This is a genomic window from Promicromonospora sp. NPDC060271, assembly GCF_042726755.1.
GTDB lineage: Bacteria > Actinomycetota > Actinomycetes > Actinomycetales > Cellulomonadaceae > Promicromonospora.
Genome location: NZ_JBHXBG010000056.1, coordinates 14,663 through 31,072, shown reverse-complemented (window position 1 = coordinate 31,072; position 16,410 = coordinate 14,663). Strand labels below are relative to the sequence as shown.

Annotated in this window: 9 protein-coding genes; all 9 read right to left on the bottom strand. The window is 70.7% G+C overall.

Annotated features, from left to right (window positions below; translation table 11 throughout):
* Positions 1–39: 39 nt before the first annotated feature.
* Positions 40–1,053, bottom strand: coding sequence for a sugar phosphate isomerase/epimerase family protein (locus ACFWE2_RS11010; protein ID WP_377224260.1), 1,014 nt, complete (start codon positions 1,051–1,053; stop codon positions 40–42).
* Complete coding sequence (locus ACFWE2_RS11005) at positions 1,053–3,719, bottom strand: PQQ-dependent sugar dehydrogenase (RefSeq protein WP_377224259.1); 2,667 nt, start codon at positions 3,717–3,719, stop codon at positions 1,053–1,055. Before ACFWE2_RS11005 ends, ACFWE2_RS11010 begins: the two co-directional genes overlap by 1 nt.
* 112 nt (positions 3,720–3,831) lie before the next feature.
* Positions 3,832–4,833 (bottom strand): sugar phosphate isomerase/epimerase family protein, encoded by a 1,002-nt coding sequence (locus ACFWE2_RS11000; protein ID WP_357511133.1) that lies wholly within the window; start codon positions 4,831–4,833, stop codon positions 3,832–3,834.
* 60 nt (positions 4,834–4,893) lie between these two features.
* Entirely contained in the window at positions 4,894–5,502 is a 609-nt protein-coding gene (locus ACFWE2_RS10995) for a hypothetical protein (protein WP_377224258.1), read from the bottom strand.
* A 100-nt stretch (positions 5,503–5,602) separates the two neighbouring features.
* Complete coding sequence (locus ACFWE2_RS10990; RefSeq protein ID WP_377224257.1) at positions 5,603–11,128, bottom strand: ThuA domain-containing protein; 5,526 nt, start codon at positions 11,126–11,128, stop codon at positions 5,603–5,605.
* A gap of 262 nt (positions 11,129–11,390) precedes the next feature.
* Complete coding sequence (locus ACFWE2_RS10985; RefSeq protein ID WP_377224256.1) at positions 11,391–12,569, bottom strand: Gfo/Idh/MocA family protein; 1,179 nt, start codon at positions 12,567–12,569, stop codon at positions 11,391–11,393.
* 75 nt (positions 12,570–12,644) lie between these two features.
* Complete coding sequence (locus ACFWE2_RS10980; RefSeq protein ID WP_377224255.1) at positions 12,645–13,700, bottom strand: substrate-binding domain-containing protein; 1,056 nt, start codon at positions 13,698–13,700, stop codon at positions 12,645–12,647.
* A gap of 86 nt (positions 13,701–13,786) precedes the next feature.
* Positions 13,787–14,746, bottom strand: a complete 960-nt coding sequence (locus tag ACFWE2_RS10975; protein WP_377224264.1) for an ABC transporter permease — start codon at positions 14,744–14,746, stop codon at positions 13,787–13,789.
* Positions 14,747–14,763: 17 nt separating this feature from the next.
* Positions 14,764–16,236: a sugar ABC transporter ATP-binding protein gene (locus ACFWE2_RS10970; RefSeq protein ID WP_377224263.1), complete on the bottom strand. Its 1,473-nt coding sequence runs from the start codon at positions 16,234–16,236 to the stop codon at positions 14,764–14,766.
* Between the last annotated feature and the right edge of the window lie 174 nt (positions 16,237–16,410).

Genomic DNA, 16,410 nt, shown 5'->3' with positions numbered 1-16,410 from the left:
CCGGACGGCGTCGGCCACACCCCTTGCTCCCCTACCGGATCAGCAGCGCTCCGCGCGCAGCGACCGGATCTCCACGTACGACCGCTCGGCGTTGCCGAACGAGTCGACCGGGAAGCCCGGTGCGGCCACCGTGGCGGCGTTGTCCTGCTCCCAGATGCCGTGCCGCCGGCCCGAACCCGCGAGCGCCGACAGGAACTCGGTGTACGGCAGGTCGCCGGCGCCGAACTCCACGATGTCGTAGCCCCCGGTGTTCGCCGGGTTCGCGTCGCCGTCCTTGAGGTGCAGGAGCGGGTAGCGGTGCGGGTTGCGCTTGACGTAGTCCACCGGCTCGAAGCCCGGGTAGCGGTGCTTGCCCACGAACGCCCAGTAGACGTCCATCTCGAGGAAGACCTTCCTCGGGTCGGTGTTGTCGTAGAAGACGTCGTAGAGGCGGACGTCGGGGTTGTCGGTGGCGAAGCTGAACTCGCCGTCGTGGTTGTGCTGGTAGAACTTCAGGCCGCGGGCGGATGCCGCCTCCCCGAAGCCGTTGAACTGCTCGGCGGCGGCGAGGTAGCCGGCGACCGTGCGGTTGTTCGTGGGCGCCTGCGCGGTGCCCACGTGCTCCATACCGAGGATCTCGGCGATGTCGAGCTCCCGCTCCATGTTGTTCGCGAAGTCGGCGATGCCGCGGTGCGACCCGACGGCACGCAGGCCGTTGTCGTCCAGCAGCTGCCGGATCTCCTCGGGGGTGATCGCCCCGACCTGGCCCTGCGTGTACCCGGCGAACTCGACCTCCGCGTAGCCCATGTCGGCGAGCCGCTCGAACACGGTGCGGAAGCCGAGCGAGGAGACCTTGTCCCTGATCGAGTAGAGCTGGATGCCGATGTGCCCGGCGGGCACGAGCACCCGGCCCCGGCCGGCGGTCTCCGCTCCGGTCGCCGCAGCGGGTGCGAGGGTCGAGGCGGCTGCGCTGCCCGCGAGTCCGGCACCGGCCAGCGTGGCCGCACCGACGGCCACGGTGCCGCCGGCCAGCCTCAGGAAGTTCCTGCGGTTGACGTCAGTGCGTGATTCCATCACTGCTCTCCTTCGGTCTGAGCGGCCCCGGTCGGGCCGGTCGAGCTCTGTGCGGCCGGCGAGGGCGCGCCGACGCCCTGACCGACCATCGTGATCGCGTCGACGTCGAGGCCGCCGGTCGCGGTGATGTAGAGCGCCCCCGTTGTGCTGCGGTCCCTGAACTGCAGGGCGACGTCCTGCCAGGTCCGGACGTTGACCTTGGCGCTGGCGAACGGCTTCGCCGTCGGCGAGCCCCAGCGCAGCTCGACCGTGCCCTTGCCGCGGATCCTCGCGGTGGCGCTGTCGATGCCGGAGAGGTTCACGCGCTCCAGGGCGACCGAGTCACGCTTGCCCAGGCCGTCGACGTACGCGCCGGCCGAGGCCGCCTCGTCCTGGACCACCTCGACGCCCTTGAGGGTCGCGTGCTCCGCCTCCTGCAGCTTCGGGTTCAGGCGCAGCGTGGCCTCGCCCTTCGCGGGCGGCAGACCGTTGGCACCGTTGTCGGTGTAGGTGACGACGACCGCGCCGTACAGGTGCGAGCCGGCGCCGTGCTCCGGGGAGTTGGGGTCGGTCGGGAAGGCACCGGTGCAGCCCGTGCCGGACACCTCGGGGTGGGCGTGCTCGTCGTGGCCGAGCCCGTAGGACCACGCGACCCGGCTGCAGACCGTCTCGCTGCCGTCCTCGGCGTCCTGCGTGGTGACCTGGAACGGCACCGCGTCGCCCCAGTCGAAGAACCCGCCGTCCGCCGGGAACTCGACGGTGACCTCGGGTGCCTGGTTGCCGACGCTGATCACCCGCGAGGTCAGCGAGAACTTGGCTCGTGCGTCGGTGACCCGGAGCCGGGCCGTGTACACGTCGAGCTCGGTGTAGGTGTGGGTGGCCTGGGCACCGCTGGCGTCGAACGTCCCGTCACCGTCGAAGTCCCACTGGTACGTCAGCGCGTCTCCGTCGGGGTCGGTCGAGGCGGAGGCGTCGAACGAGACCTCGAGCGGGGCGGACGACGACGACGAGGGCGTGGCCGTGAACCGCGCCTGGGGCGCCTTGTTGCCCTCCGCGTAGTCGATCCGGTACAGCCCGGAGTCGGGGTTCTGCCGGAAGAAGCCGTCGCCGTACTCCAGCACGTACAGGGAGCCGTCCGTGCCGAACTCGAGGTCGATCGGGTTGTCGTTGCGGAACATCCCCGCCGCCTCCAGCGCGGTGTTGGGGAAGAAGTCCTCGATCTCGCCCACCTGGTGCGTGGACCAGTCCACGGTGAACGCCGCGAGGTAGTCCTGGGAGAACTCCCCGAAGAACGCCTTGCCGTCCCAGACCGCGGGGAACTTGCCCGGCGCGGTCCCGTCGGCGTCGTAGTGGTAGACCGGTCCGCCCATGGGTCCCTGTCCGGTGCCGGAGCCGAAGTTCACGAGCTCGTCGCGCGGCTGCTGCCCCGGCTGGTCGCCGTAGTACAGGGTCGCGGTCCGGGCCGGCGGGAGGTCGGTCAGGCCGGTGTTCCAGCGGGAGTTGTTGACGGGTGCCGCGCAGTCGAAGAACTCGCGCGGCGTGGCGGTCTCGAAGTTCCACTCGTTGTAGGCCGCGTTCGGTCCGTGACAGTACGGCCAACCGGAGTTGTGCGGGTCGTCGAGCCCGACGGCGTTCCACTCCACGTAGCCCATCGGCCCGCGGTCCGGGTTCGCAGCGCCGGCGTCGGGGCCGTAGTCCGCCCAGGTGAGCGAGCTCGTCTCCGGGTCGACCTCGATACGGAACGGGTTGCGCACGCCCATCACGAAGATCTCGGGGCGTGTGCCCTCGGTGCCCGGGGCGAACAGGTTGCCCTCGGGGATGTCATAGGTGCTGCCCTCCCCTGGCGGCGCACCGGCCGGGATCTCGTCGCGCACATCGATCCGCAGGATCTTGCCCCGCAGGTCGTTGGTGTTCCCCGCACCGCGACGCGCGTCGAAGCCCGGGTTCATGTTCGGGGCATCGTTGTTCGGGGCGTACCCGTTGGCGCCCGGCGTGCCGGCCGGGGTGTTGTCACCGGTGGACAGGTAGAGGTTGCCGTCGCCGTCGAAGTCGATGTCCGCGCCGACGTGGCAGCACTGGCCACGCTGCACCTCGATGTCGAGGATCGGCTGCTCCGAGGCCGGGTCGAGCGCGTCACCGGTGAACGTGAACTTCGACAGGCGGTTGACGCCCACCCACCGGTCCCAGTAGCTCTCGTCCTCGCCGGCAGGCAGCGTGTTCGGTGCGTTGCCCGCCGGCGTGTCCGCCGCGCCGTCGCCGTCGGCGTCCCGCGGCGCGTACACGAGGTAGACCTCGTTGCTCTCCGCGAAGTCCGGCGCCAGGGCGATGCCCTGCAGGCCGTCCTCGGAGTTCGCGTACACGTCGAGGGTGTTGACCACCCTGGTGACGCCGGTGGCCGGGTCGGTCAGGCGCACCTGGCCGTTGCGGGCCGTGTGCAGCACCCGCGAGTCAGGCAGGACCGCCATGTCGATGGGCTCACCGACGTCCTTGGTGAGCAGGATCTTCTCGTAGTTGCCCCAGTCGGTGTCCGCGGCGGCCGCGGCGTCCTGGGTGTCGTGAGCCGGATGGCCCGGGTGGGCGGACGCCGCGGGCATGGTCAGGAGGGCCGAACCGACCAGTGCGGCCGTCGCGACCACCGCGAACGTCTTCTTTTGCCGCGCTCGCGCGCGTGCCTGGATAGTCTTCATGCGTGATGCAGCTCCTCATCGAGTCTCGTCACGCAGGCCGGGCCTCGTCCGCACTCCCATTCGTCCGGGGCCCGGTCCTGCTCAGTACGTCTGCTGGGTCAGCAGGTCTGCGTCAGCGCGTCGAGAAGGCCGCGTCGAACGCGGAGTCCGGCGCGTCGAACGCGTGGGAGCGCACGAACTCGAGCGCCTCCGGGGCGCCGACGAGGCGGTCCATGCCGGCGTCCTCCCACTCCACGGAGATCGGGCCGTCGTAGCCGATCGTGTTGAGCATCCGGAACGCGTCCTCCCACGGGACGTCTCCGTGCCCGGTCGACACGAAGTCCCAGCCGCGGCGCGGGTCGGCCCAAGGCAGGTGCGAGCCCATGCGGCCGTTGCGGCCGTTCGTCATGCGCTTCTTCGTGTCCTTGCAGTCCACGTGGTAGATCCGGTCCTTGAAGTCCCAGAGGAAGCTGACCGGGTCGAGGTCCTGCCACACCATGTGGCTCGGGTCCCAGTTCAGGCCGAACGCCTCGCGGTGGCCGATCGCCTCGAGGGTCCGCACGGTGGTCCAGTAGTCGTAGGCGATCTCGCTGGGGTGCACCTCGTGCGCGAACTTCACGCCCACCTCGTCGAACACGTCGAGGATCGGGTTCCAGCGGTCGGCGAAGTCCTGGTAGCCGGCCTCGATCGTGGCGTCGGAGACGGGCGGGAACATGGCCACGTACTTCCAGATCGCAGAGCCGGTGAACCCGACGACCGTCTTGACCCCGAGCTTGGCGGCCAGCCGCGCGGTGTTCTTCATCTCCTCCGCCGCACGCTGCCGCACGCCCTCGGGGTCGCCGTCGCCCCAGACCCGGTCGGAGACGATGTCGCGGTGCCGCTGGTCGATGGGGTCGTCGCAGACGGCCTGGCCCTTGAGGTGGTTCGAGATCGCCCACACCTTCAGGCCGTGCCGCTCCAGCAGCTCCAGGCGCCCGGCGACGTACTCGTCGTCGTCCCAGCGCCAGGGGTCCAGATGGTCGCCCCAGCAGGCCAGCTCCAGGCCTTCGTAGCCCCACTTCGAGGCGAGACTCGCGACCTCCTCGAGCGGTAGGTCGGCCCACTGGCCGGTGAACAGGGTGATCGGTCGTGCCATTTTTTCTTTCCTCCTGTGCGTGACGATCCGGCGTCGCCGGTCGTGCCCATCGGTCTTCGGTCAGTTCGCCCGCCTGCGCAGGACGACGACGGTCGCTGCTCCCGCGACCACGAGCGCCCCCAGCGCCCAACCGGTCCAGGCCGGCAGACCGCCGGACGACGGGGACCCGTCGCCCGCCGCCGCGCCGGCCGCGTCCGCCTCAGGGTTGATCCCTGCGGCGTCCGAACCGTCCGGCCCGGAGCCGGACCCGGGCGCGGCGGACTCGGACGGTGGGGCGGCCGGGGCGACGACGTCGAGCTCCACCTCGACCTCGGCCTTCTTCGGCTCCTTCACCTGCGCTGTCACCGTCCAGTGCCCCTCGCCGAGCAGCTCGGGCTCGGAGCGGTACCAGCCGACCCCCTCGGACGCGGAGTCGAGCGTGACGGGGCCGACCTTCTCGCCGTCGTCGGACACCGCCCGCACGACGACGGCCGCCGACTCCTCGACCGGGTGCCCGTCGCCCGCCCAGGTCAGCGCCGCCGAGACACCGCCGGCGCCGTCCGTGCCGACCTCGATGTCGATCCTGCCGCCGTGCGCCGCGGCCGGAGCGACGGCAGCGGGCACCGCGACAGGCGCGGCGAGCCCCAGCGCCAGCAGGAGCACCGCGCCGAGTCGGGTGAACCGTCCCATGTTCGTTCCTCTCCGTTCACAGGGGGCCCGGACGGCTCAACCCGCCCGGGCCGTGGTGCGACGGGACGTGCACCGGCGACCGGTGCACGCCCCAGGTCTCCTAGCTGTCGCACTCCTCCTCGACGGTGACGATGACGAACGCCTTGCCGGACGGGCTGAGCTGCCAGTCCCCGGCCACCGTGAGCTCGGCGCCCTTGGCGGGCGTGGCGATCACGCGGTAGTCACCCGCGGGGAGGTCGCGCAGGTTGCGCGGCTTGCCCGCCGCCTCGCCGTCGACCCAGTTGTGCACGACGTAGCTGCGCACCCCGGGGAGGACGACCGGGACGATCGACCCACCGTCGTCGCACGTCGCTGCCGTCACCACGACGTCAGGCGTGTTGGGGTCGGGGCACTCCGGCTGCTCGAGCGTCACGAACAGGATGGCGTTCCCGTTGTCCCGGACCCGCCAGCCGTCCTCACCGACGAGGACGTACCCGTCGGCCGGCCGGGCCACGATCCGGTACCTCCCGGGATCCATGTCGTCCAGGTCGTCGACGACGTCACCGGCGGCGCCGTCCACCCACTCCCGCACGACGTAGGACCGCACGCCCTCCACGTCGGCGGTGACCAGCGCACCGCCGGTGACGACCTCGGCACCCGACTGGTCGTAGTGACAGGTCGGCTGCACGATCTCGACCGCGGGCGTCGCCTCGGTGAGCTGCGGCTCGAAGATGGTGAACTCGACGGTCTCGCCGACCACCGTCTCGCCGTCCGCCGAGGCCCGCACCTGGACGGTGTGGGCGCCGAACGTCGAGATCTCCACCGGCGCCGTGTACTCCGTCCAGCCGTCGCCGTCGATGTTGACCTCCCGGTACACCGTTGCGCCGGCCGGGCCGCCCGTGGTCTCCACGGTGACCGTCACCGGCCCGAGCCACTGCCCGTCCGGGCCGTCCGGCTCAGCCGGCGACAGCGTGCCGGTCACCTCGAGCGGCTCGGCCGCACCGGCCACCCGGAAGTGGTCGAACGACGCCGTGGCGACCGACTGCTGAGGGCCGCCGAGGGCAAACAGACCCACCCGGGCGTCCTGCAGCCCCTCGTGCGTCACCGGCTCGGCGAGGGCGGTCCATTCCTCACCGTCCGCGCTGTACTCACCGGTGAAGGTGGACCCTTCCTTCGACAGCCTCAGGTGCCACACGCGTGACGTGAGGTTGTTCGCGCCCGGCTGCGGGTTCGTCACCACGGCGTCGACCTCGCTCCGCAGCTCGATGCGCTGTGTGACGGCGCTGCCCGGAGCGTTGTCGGTCACGAGGTCGAGCTTGACGTAGTTGTCGTCGTCCCCGTACACGATCAGACCGCCCTGCTGGTACTGCTGGTCGAACTCCGACCCGTCCACCCGGGTCTCGACGGTCCAGTCGTCGTCCGGCAGGTCCTGCACGACGAGGTTCGGCGTGTCGGTGTTGTTGCCGGTGTAGATGTCCGTGGCCGTCGTGTCGATCTCCAGCGCGCCACCGGTCACCCGGTAGCCCGTCGGGTCCGGGCGCACGACGTCCCAGCGGCAGGCGTCCAGGTCGTCCCCGTCGAACTCGTCCGCAGGCCCGGGGGCCGCGGCCGTGTCGTCCGGGGTGATGTGGAACCAGTCGAACTGGGCGTCCACGACGTCCGCGGCCGAACCGGTGCCGGCGAGCGACACGAGCCCGATCCGCGGATCGGTGATACCGGCGAGCGCCTTGGTCTGCGGCATGGCCGTGAACTCGACGCCGTCCGCCGAGTACGACGCCGTCAGGTCCTCGCCGTCGCTGCTGGCCAGGCGCACGAACACGGTGTCGGGGTAGTCCGCCCCGAGAGCCGCGGTGTTGGAGTCCCCGACCTCGTTCGGCGCGCCGGCCTCCTCGCGGATGTACTGGAAGATGCGCGTGGCCGGGTCGGCGGGTGCCGAACGACCCTGGAGCACCATCTTCGCGTAGTTGTCCGCGTCGCCGTAGATCAGCAGACCGGCCTGCTGGTACTGGGCGTGGGCCGGGATGGTCACCTTGGCCGTCGCGGTGAACGGACCGTCCGGCAGGTCCTGCAGGACGACGTTCGGTACGGCCGTGTTGTTCGTCCCGTAGAAGTCCGCGGCGGTCGCCGGGATCGTGAGGACACCGTCGGCGACCCGCAGGTCCTGGTTGCGGTCGAGGACCGTCCAGCGGTCCGGGTCCAGCTCCGCACCGAGGAAGTCGTCCGACCGGCCCGACAGGCAGAGCTCCGGCTCCGGGACGATCCCGGTGACCTCGACCATGACGTACGCGACGGCGTACGCGCCGCGCTCGTCGGTGACGCGCACCTGGAGCCGGTAGCTGCCCGGCTCGTCGTAGGTGTGCTCGAAGGACGAGGTGCCGTCGACGAACCCGGCACCGAGCCCGGCGTCCCAGGCGTAGGTCAGGTCGCCCGTACCGTCGGGGTCGGTGGCCTCGGCACTGGCGGTCACGGTCAGCGGGGCCTCGCCCGAGACCGGGTCGACCGTCAGCTCGACCTCCGGCCGTTCGTTGTCGGCGACCCCGCGGCCGTCGATCTCCATCCAGTTGACGTTGATCCCGCCGGAGAGCAGGACGAAGTGCAGCGAACCCGAGCCGGACGGGACGTTGGCCAGGTCGGTGCCGACGTCGACGTACTGCTGCCAGCCACCGGTGCTCGGCACGGTGATCCGGCCGATCTCCGGACCGTCCGGGGCGTCCCAGCGCACCGAGACCTCCCCGCCACCGACACCCGAGGCTGCGCGCAGCGAGATCGCGTCGACACCGTCCAGGCTCAGCGGCTCGTGGGCCCAGTAGTCACCGGGTTCGATGAACCCGATGTTCTGGCCGCCACCGGCGGTGTCGCCCGTCTGCTCGGTCTGGACGCCCGGCTCACCGGTGCCGTCACCGATGCCGTCCGCGCGACCCGTCGCGGTGAAGAACTCCGACTGGATCAGCTTGGGCTGCAGAATCTGCAGGTCGTTCCTGGTCAGGGGCACGCCGGCCGCGCCACCGTCGTCGGTGTAGAACGCCTCGATCACCCAGTAGAGGTTCGCGTCGATGCCGTGACCCTCGTCGCGGGCGGTGTCGAAGACGCCCGAGCAGCCGGTCAGCTCACCGAACGGGTGGGAGTGCCCCGCGTGCCCGAGCCGGGTGAACAGCGTGACGTTGTCGCAGTTCACCTCGCCGTCGGGATCGTCGATCGCGACCTCGTAGCGCACCTGGTCGCCCCACTCGAAGAAGCCTCCGTCGTCCGGGAAGGTGATCGTCACCTCGGGGGCGATGTTGCCGACGACGATCGTCACGTTCGCGACGCCGGTCAGCCCGTCCGCGTCGGTGGCGACGAGCTGGGCCGTGTAGCGGCCGTCCTCGGTGTACGTGTGGGTCGGGTTCGCCTCGGTGCTCGGCGCCGAACCGTCGCCGAAGGTCCACTGCAGCGTGAGCGGTTCCCCGGCCGGATGGCGGGTGCCCTCCGAGGAGAACTGCACGGTCAGCGGCGCAAGGCCGTCGGTGACGTCGGCGGACGCCCTGGCGATGGGTGCCGGGTCGCCCTCGACGTAGTTGACCTTGTACACGCCGGAGGTGTCGTTGTTGCCACCGAAGCCAGAACCCCAGTCGACGACGTACAGCGCGCCGTCCGGCCCGAAGTCGAAGTCCATCGGCCGGTCGAACCCGGCCTCCGGGTCGAAGATCTGCGGCAGGACCCGGTTGATGTCCACGAGGTCGTCACGCTGCTCACCGGCGAGCTGGAACGAGTACATCCGCCCCTGGTTCCACTCCCCGAACAGCGCCTTGCCGTCCCAGTAGGCCGGCCACTTGACGTCGGACTCCAGCTCGGGGTCGTAGGAGTACACCGGGCCGCCCATCGGGGCACCGCCACCACCGATCTCGGGGAACAGCGGGTTGGTCCCGTACCCGTACCAGACCTCCGCCTCGACGGCGGCGGGTAGCTGGGTGATGCCGGTGTTGTTCGGCGAGGCGTTCACCGGACCGCCGGCGCAGTCGTACGCCGCACCCGACTGCCCCGTGGCGAAGTCGTAGTCGCGGTAGGCGCTGTTCGCCCCCGTGCAGTACGGCCAGCCGTAGAACCCGGGCTCGCTCACGACGTTCCACTCGACCGTGCCGGCGGGCCCGCGCGTCGCGCTGGCCGATCCGGCGTCCGGGCCGTAGTCGGCCACGAGCACGTTGCCGTTCGCGGGGTCGACGCCGATCCGGAACGGGTTGCGGAAGCCCATCGCGTAGATCTCGGGCAGGGTGTCCGCCGTACCCGGCGCGAACATGTTGCCCTCCGGGATCGTGTACGAGCCGTCGTCCTGCGGGGTGATCCGCAGCACCTTGCCGCGCAGGTCGTTGCTGTTGGCCGACGTGCGCTGCGAGTCGTAGTTCGCCCGCCCGGCACGCTCGTCCAGCGGTGCGTAGCCCTGGGACTCGAACGGGTTCGTGTTGTCGCCGGTGGCCACGTAGAGGTTGCCGTCCGCGTCGAAGACCATGTCGCCGCCCGCGTGGCAGCACGTCTGGCGCTGCGTCGGGATGATCAGCACGGTCTCCTCGGTGGCCGGGTCGATCGTGCCGGCGCCCGCGTCGTACTCGAAGCGCGAGACCCGGTTGTGCGGGCCGTCCTCACCCACGTCCTGCGGGGACCAGAACAGGTACACCCAGCTGTTGGTCGCGAAGTCCGGGTCGAGCACGATGCCGGTCAGCCCGTCCTCGTTGGACTGGGTGACCTCGAGCGTCACCGCGGTGCTCGTGGTGTTCGACTCGGGGTCGATCACCTGGACGCGGCCGTCACGCTCGACGTAGAAAACGGTTCCGTCGGGGGCGACGTCGAGCATCATCGGGTTCGCGGTGTCCTCGTCGAGCGGCACCATCTCGTAGCTGTCGCTCTGGGTCGCGGCGCAGTCTGAGGCGACGACGCCCGCTGCGGTCTGCAGCCCGCCCAGCAGGTGGTCGAGGAACTCCGGCTCCGCGTACGAGGCGTCGGTGTGCCCGCCGCCGGTGTACCAGGACCGGCCCCCGTCGTACTCCTGGCACCAGGCGATCGGGTGCTCCGCCCCCATCGCGCCCGTCCCGGCGGAGTAGCTGGACTCGTCGAGGGAGGCCAGGACGTGCACCTCGTCGCGCGGGTTCGTGCGGAAGTTGTACCACTCGTCGTGGCGGTCCCAGCGGTCCGGCAGATGCGCCGTCGAGGCGTGGACCTGGTCCTCGACCTTGATCGTGGCGTCCTGGTTCTGCGGGTGGGAGTTGAAGTAGGCCCCCACCAGCTCGCCGTACCAGGGCCACGCGTACTCGGTGTCGGACGCCGCGTGGATGCCCGCGTAGCCGCCGCCACCCTGGATGTACCGCTCGAACGCGGCCTGCTGGTCGTCGTTCAGGACGTCGCCGGTCGTGGACAGGAAGACGACCACCTCGTAGTCGGCGAGCCCTTCGTCGGAGAAGACGGCGGCGTCCTCCGTTGCGGTGACCGTGAAGTCGTTGGCCGCGCCGAGCTGGGTGATCGCCTCGATGCCCGCGGGGATCGAGCCGTGCCGGAAGCCCGCCGTCTTGGAGAAGACGAGAGCGTCGAAGGGTTCGGCGGCCGCGTCGCCGGGCGCGGCGGCAACCTGGGCCTGCGCAAGCTGCGCCGACGTCGGTTGGGCGGTGGCCGTCACTGCCATGGGAACAGCAAGAGCGGTCGTGGCTGCTGCCACGACCACCGACCGCAGAACGCGGCGGGTTCGTTGCACGTTTCTCACCTGGAGCTCCTCATCGAGTCGGTCAGACGGTGCCTTTCGCTGGCCTGAGCCCGCGGCTCAGGCCAGTAGTGCCGTGCCAGTGCTACTGCGGTGCTGCTGCCGTACTACTGCGGTACTGCTGTGCTGCTGCTGTGGTGCGGACGCCGGCCCGGAGCGGTGCCGTGCACCGCCCCGGGCCGGGAGCTCAGACCAGCGACACCCACCCTCCGCCGCCGTCCGCGCTGCGCTCGACCGCGTCCAGCACCCGCTGGACCACCAGTCCGTCGCGGAACGACGGCGTCGGCTGCCGCCCTGCCGCCAGGTCGCCGACGAGGTCGACCACCTGATGCGTGAACGCGTGCTCGTAACCGAGCCCGTGTCCCGGCGGCCACCAGGCGCCGCCGTACGGGTGCTCCGGCTCCGTGACGACGATCCGGCGGAAGCCGGCGGTCGCCGTGTCGTCGGCCGCGTCGAAGAAGTGCAGGAGGTTCATGTCCTCGAAGTCGAACGCGAGCGAACCCTTCGAGCCGTTGATCTCCAGCCGGATCGCGTTCTTGCGACCCCAGGCGAACCTGGTCGCCTCGAAGGTCGCCAGCCCGCCGCCGGACATCCGCCCGAGGAAGATCGCGGCGTCGTCCACCGTGACCTTGCCCATGCGGCTCGTGTCGGCGACGCCCGACAGGCTCCCCGACGCCGCTGCCTCCGGCCGTTCGTGCACGAAGGTCTCGAGCAGGCCGCTCACCCCCGTGAGCAGCTCGCCCGTCACGTACTGCGCGAGGTCGATCACGTGGGCGCCGATGTCGCCCAGCGCGCCGGAGCCCGCCTTCTGCTTGTCAAGCCGCCACGACATCGGCGCCTGCGGGTCGGCGATCCAGTCCTGCAGGTACTGCGCGCGCACGTGCCGCACCTGGCCGATCCGCCCCTGCTCGACGAGCTGCCTCGCCAGGGCGATGGCGGGTACGCGGCGGTAGGTGAAGCCCACCATCGCGTGCACGCCACGCTCCGCCGCGGCCTCGGCCGCGGCGACCATCGTCTCCGCCTCGGCCACGCTGTTGGCCAGCGGCTTCTCGCACAGGACGTGCTTGCCCGCCTCGAGCGCCGCAATCGCGATCTCGGCGTGCGTGTCACCCGGCGTGCAGACGTCGACCAGGCCGATGTCGTCCCGCTTCAGCAGCTCGCGCCACCCGACGACCGCCTCGTCCCAGCCCAGCCGGTCGGCCGCCGCACGGACCGCGGTCTCGTTCCGGCCCGCCACCGCGCGCATGCGCGGTGCCAGGGCCAGGTCGAAGAACCGCGGCGCCGTGCGCCAGGCCTGCGAGTGTGCCGCCCCCATGAACGCGTAGCCGACCATGCCGACCCCGAGCTCGTTCTCAACGCTGCTCATACCGCGCCTCCCCCCACTGTCGTCTCACTGCCGTCCAGGACGCCTCGGCGGGCGTCGTCCCTCAGCGTCACCGCGTCAGGAGTCGAAGCCGATGGGCAGGTACTCCTCGACGTTGTCCGCCGTGACGACGGGCGCGAAGAGCTGGACCGTGCGCGGCACGCCGATGGACGCGAGGTCGCCCACCGTCTTGTTCTGCGCGATCAGGCGGGCGAGCTTGACGCCGTCCGCGGCCTGGGTGGACGGGTAGATGACCGTGGCCTGGACCACGCTGTCGCCGGACTGGATCTCCTCCATCATGTTGCGCGACCCTGCGCCGCCCACCAGGAAGAACTCGTCACGGCCGGCGTTCTCGATGGCCGCCATGACGCCGACACCCTGGTCGTCGTCGTGGTTCCAGATGGCGTCGATCTCGGGCTCCGCGGACAGCAGGTTGGCGGTCGCCTCCTCGCCGCCCTCGACCGTGAAGTCGGCGGCGACGCGGGCGTCGACGTCGAGCCCGCAGTCCTCGAGCGCGTCCTTGAAGCCGTTGCTCCGGTCCGTCGTCAGCGGCAGGGCGTCGATGCCCGCAATCTCGGCGACCACCGCGTCCTTGTTGTCGCCCAGCTGCTCGCAGATGTAGGTGCCCGCGCTCACGCCCATGCCGTAGTTGTCGCCCAGCACGGTGGTGCGCGCGGCGAACGGGCTGCTGAACTCGCGGTCCACGTTGATGACGGGGATGCCGGCCTCCATGGCGTCGAGCGCCACGTCGGTGAGGGCGGCGCCGTCGAACGGCAGGAGCACGATGGCGTCGACGCCGTCGTTGATGAAGCCCTCGATCTGGCTGATCTGGACGTTCACGTCGTTGGTGCCCTCGGCGACGCGCAGCTCCACGTCCTCGTACTTCTCGGCCTCGGCCTGGGCCGCCGAGGTGATGGCACCCATCCAGCCGTGGTCGGCGGCCGGGGCGGAGAAGCCGATGACGACCTCGTCGCCCGGCTCGTCGTTCTCCGTGGTCGTGACGGGGCCGGTAGCGGCGGTCTCCTCGTCACGGGGCTCGTTGCTGACGCAGCCGCTGACGACGAGCGCGGCACAGGCCGCTGCGATGAAGGCGCCGGAAACCCTGCGCGTGCGTACTGCCGTTGACGAGGTCATGGTGATCTCCCTTGATCTGGGGTCGAGATTGTCTGGGTTGACTGGAACGAAACCTGGAAGGGGTGCGCCACCAGGTGGCGCCGGGCTCATGTGCTCGTCGCCTTCTCGCGCGAGGCGAACCACTGCTGCAGCAGCACGGCGCCCACGATGATCGCGCCCTTGGCGATCGCCTGGACCGAGCTGTCGAGGTTGTTGATGACGAACACGTTGGTGAGCGTCGAGAAGATGAGGACGCCCAGCACGGTGCCCGTGATGGTGCCGCGCCCGCCGGCGAGCAGGGTGCCGCCCACGACGACCGCCGCGATGGTGTCCAGCTCCAGCAGCGTTCCGTGCGTCGAGGAGCCGGAGGTGGTCCTGGCCAGCAGGATCACGGCGCCGATGCCCGCCGTCAGGCCGGCGAGCCCGTACAGGTACAGGGTGTGCCGCTTGATCTTGATGCCCGCCAGGCGGGACGCCTCGGGGTTGCCGCCGATGGCGACGGTGCGCCGCCCGAACGTCGTGCGGTTCAGCAGGAACCAGCCGACGGCCGCGACGACCACGAAGATCCACACGATCACGGGCACGCCCAGCGGCCGGGCCTGGAACACGTCGAAGAACGGGTCCACGTCCTTGATGATCTGCGTGCGCCGCCCGGCGATGAGCTCGGCAAGACCGCGCGCGGCGGCCAGCATCGCGAGGGTCGCCATGAACGCGGGCACCTTGCCGTACGCGATGATCAGGCCGTTGATGAGGCCCGCCACGAGCCCGACGGCCAGCGCGGTCAGCACGATGATCCACCAGCCGTAGTCCTGCGCCAGGTACTGGGTGGACAGGGTCGAGGCCCAGACCGAGGCCAGGGCGAGCACCGCACCGACCGACAGGTCGATGCCACCGGACGTGATGACGAACGTCATGCCGATGCTCACCACGCCGGTCACCGCAGCGAGGCTCAGGATCGTGGTGATGTTGCCGAAGCTCAGGAACCGTTCGCCACCGGTCACCACCCCGACGACGACGAGCAGGATGAGGGCGGCCACGAGGCCGCCCATCCGCAGGGCTGGGCCCATGAGGGCCGATCGTCCGCTCACGCGGCACTTCCTTCCATGACCAGGTCGAGCACGGCGTGCTCGTCGATGTCTTCGGCCGGGCCCTCGTGGACCGTCCTGCCGTCGGAGATGACCAGTACGCGGTCCGCGAGGCCGAGCACCTCGGGGATCTCGCTGGAGACGACGATCACGGCGGCGCCGTCGTCGGCCAGGCGGCGGATCAACGTGTAGATCTCGGCGCGCGCCCCGACGTCGACGCCGCGAGTGGGCTCGTCGAGCAGCAGGACCCGGCAGCCGTGCACCAGCCAGCGTGCCAGCAGCGCCTTCTGCTGGTTGCCGCCGGACAGGGTGCGGGCGTCGCGGTCCGCCGAGGCGGGCCGCAGCTCGAGGGCCTCGATCTGCTCGCGCGCCGCGGCGCGCTCGGCCCCCTCGTCGAGGAGTCCACCACGCGCGAAGCGCGCGAAGGTGGACAGCGTGATGTTCCGGTACACGGGCTCGTCGAGGAGCAGGCCCTGGCTCTTGCGCTCCTCCGGGCACAGCCCGATCCCGGCGGCGACCGCGGCGTCGACCCGGCCGCGCAGGCGCTTGCCGCCCACCTGGACCGTGCCCGACGTCGCCCGCCGGGCTCCGTAGATCGTCTCGAGGATCTCCGAACGGCCCGAGCCCACGAGGCCGGCCAGGCCGACGATCTCGCCCGCCCGGACGGTCAGCGACACGTCGGAGAAGACGTCGCCGAGCCCGAGGTCGCTGACCTCGAGGACCGGCGCGGCGTCCTCCGGGACACCCGGCCGCTCGGGAAAGGCATACTCGACCGAGCGGCCCGTCATGAGACGGATCAGCTCGCCCGTCGGGGTGTCCGCGACCGGCAGGCTCGTCGCAACGGTCCGGCCGTCCTTGATCACGGTGATCCGGTCGCCGAGCTGGCGGATCTCCTCCAGCCGGTGCGAGATGTAGACGACGGCGACGCCGTCGGCGGTGAGCTCACGCACGATGCGGTGGAGGTTCTCGACCTCCTCGGAGTCCAGCACGGCGGACGGCTCGTCCATGATGACCACGCGCGCGTCCCGCGACAGCGCCCGGGCCAGCGAGACGATCTGCTTGCCCGCCGCGGGGAGGCTGCCCACCTCGCGGTGGGGCGAGATCTCCGGGTGGCCCAGCCGCTTCAGGATCTCCCGGGTGTTCCGGGCCGCCTCGGACCGGCGCGTCACGCCGCCCCGTGCGAGCTCGTGCCCGAGGTAGATGTTCTCGGCGACCGTGAGCCCGTCGACGACGTCCAGCTCCTGGTAGATCGTCGCGATGCCGAGGTTGAGTGCCGCGACCGGGTCCGAGATCGTCACCGGTTCCTCGTCGAGCAGGATCTCGCCCTCGGTGGGCTGGTGCGCCCCGGCCAGGACCTTGATCAGGGTGGACTTTCCCGCCCCGTTCTGACCCAGCAGGCAGTGCACCTCGCCGGGGCGGACCTCGAGATCCACGCCGTCGAGCGCCCGTGCGCCGGGAAACTGCTTCACGATGCCACGCATACGCAGCAAAGGGAGGGGCTGCTTGTCCCTTTGCTCTGCCCGTTGGGGGTCCACGTCGACCATGTATCGAACGTAGAGGGACTTCTGCCGACCGTCAAGCAAAAGTCGTGACTTCGCCCGCCATGATTGACTAGAGGCATGGTGGAAGTGGCACGGGAAGTGATT

Excerpts from the sequence above, each read along its gene's own strand:
- ACFWE2_RS11010 (WP_377224260.1), bottom strand. The coding sequence starts at position 1,053 with ATGGAATCACGCACTGACGTCAACCGCAGGAACTTCCTGAGGCTGGCC.
- ACFWE2_RS11005 (WP_377224259.1), bottom strand. The coding sequence starts at position 3,719 with ATGAAGACTATCCAGGCACGCGCGCGAGCGCGGCAAAAGAAGACGTTC.
- ACFWE2_RS11000 (WP_357511133.1), bottom strand. The coding sequence starts at position 4,833 with ATGGCACGACCGATCACCCTGTTCACCGGCCAGTGGGCCGACCTACCG.
- ACFWE2_RS10995 (WP_377224258.1), bottom strand. The coding sequence starts at position 5,502 with ATGGGACGGTTCACCCGACTCGGCGCGGTGCTCCTGCTGGCGCTGGGG.
- ACFWE2_RS10990 (WP_377224257.1), bottom strand. The coding sequence starts at position 11,128 with ATGGCAGTGACGGCCACCGCCCAACCGACGTCGGCGCAGCTTGCGCAG.
- ACFWE2_RS10985 (WP_377224256.1), bottom strand. The coding sequence starts at position 12,569 with ATGAGCAGCGTTGAGAACGAGCTCGGGGTCGGCATGGTCGGCTACGCG.
- ACFWE2_RS10980 (WP_377224255.1), bottom strand. The coding sequence starts at position 13,700 with ATGACCTCGTCAACGGCAGTACGCACGCGCAGGGTTTCCGGCGCCTTC.
- ACFWE2_RS10975 (WP_377224264.1), bottom strand. The coding sequence starts at position 14,746 with ATGGGCCCAGCCCTGCGGATGGGCGGCCTCGTGGCCGCCCTCATCCTG.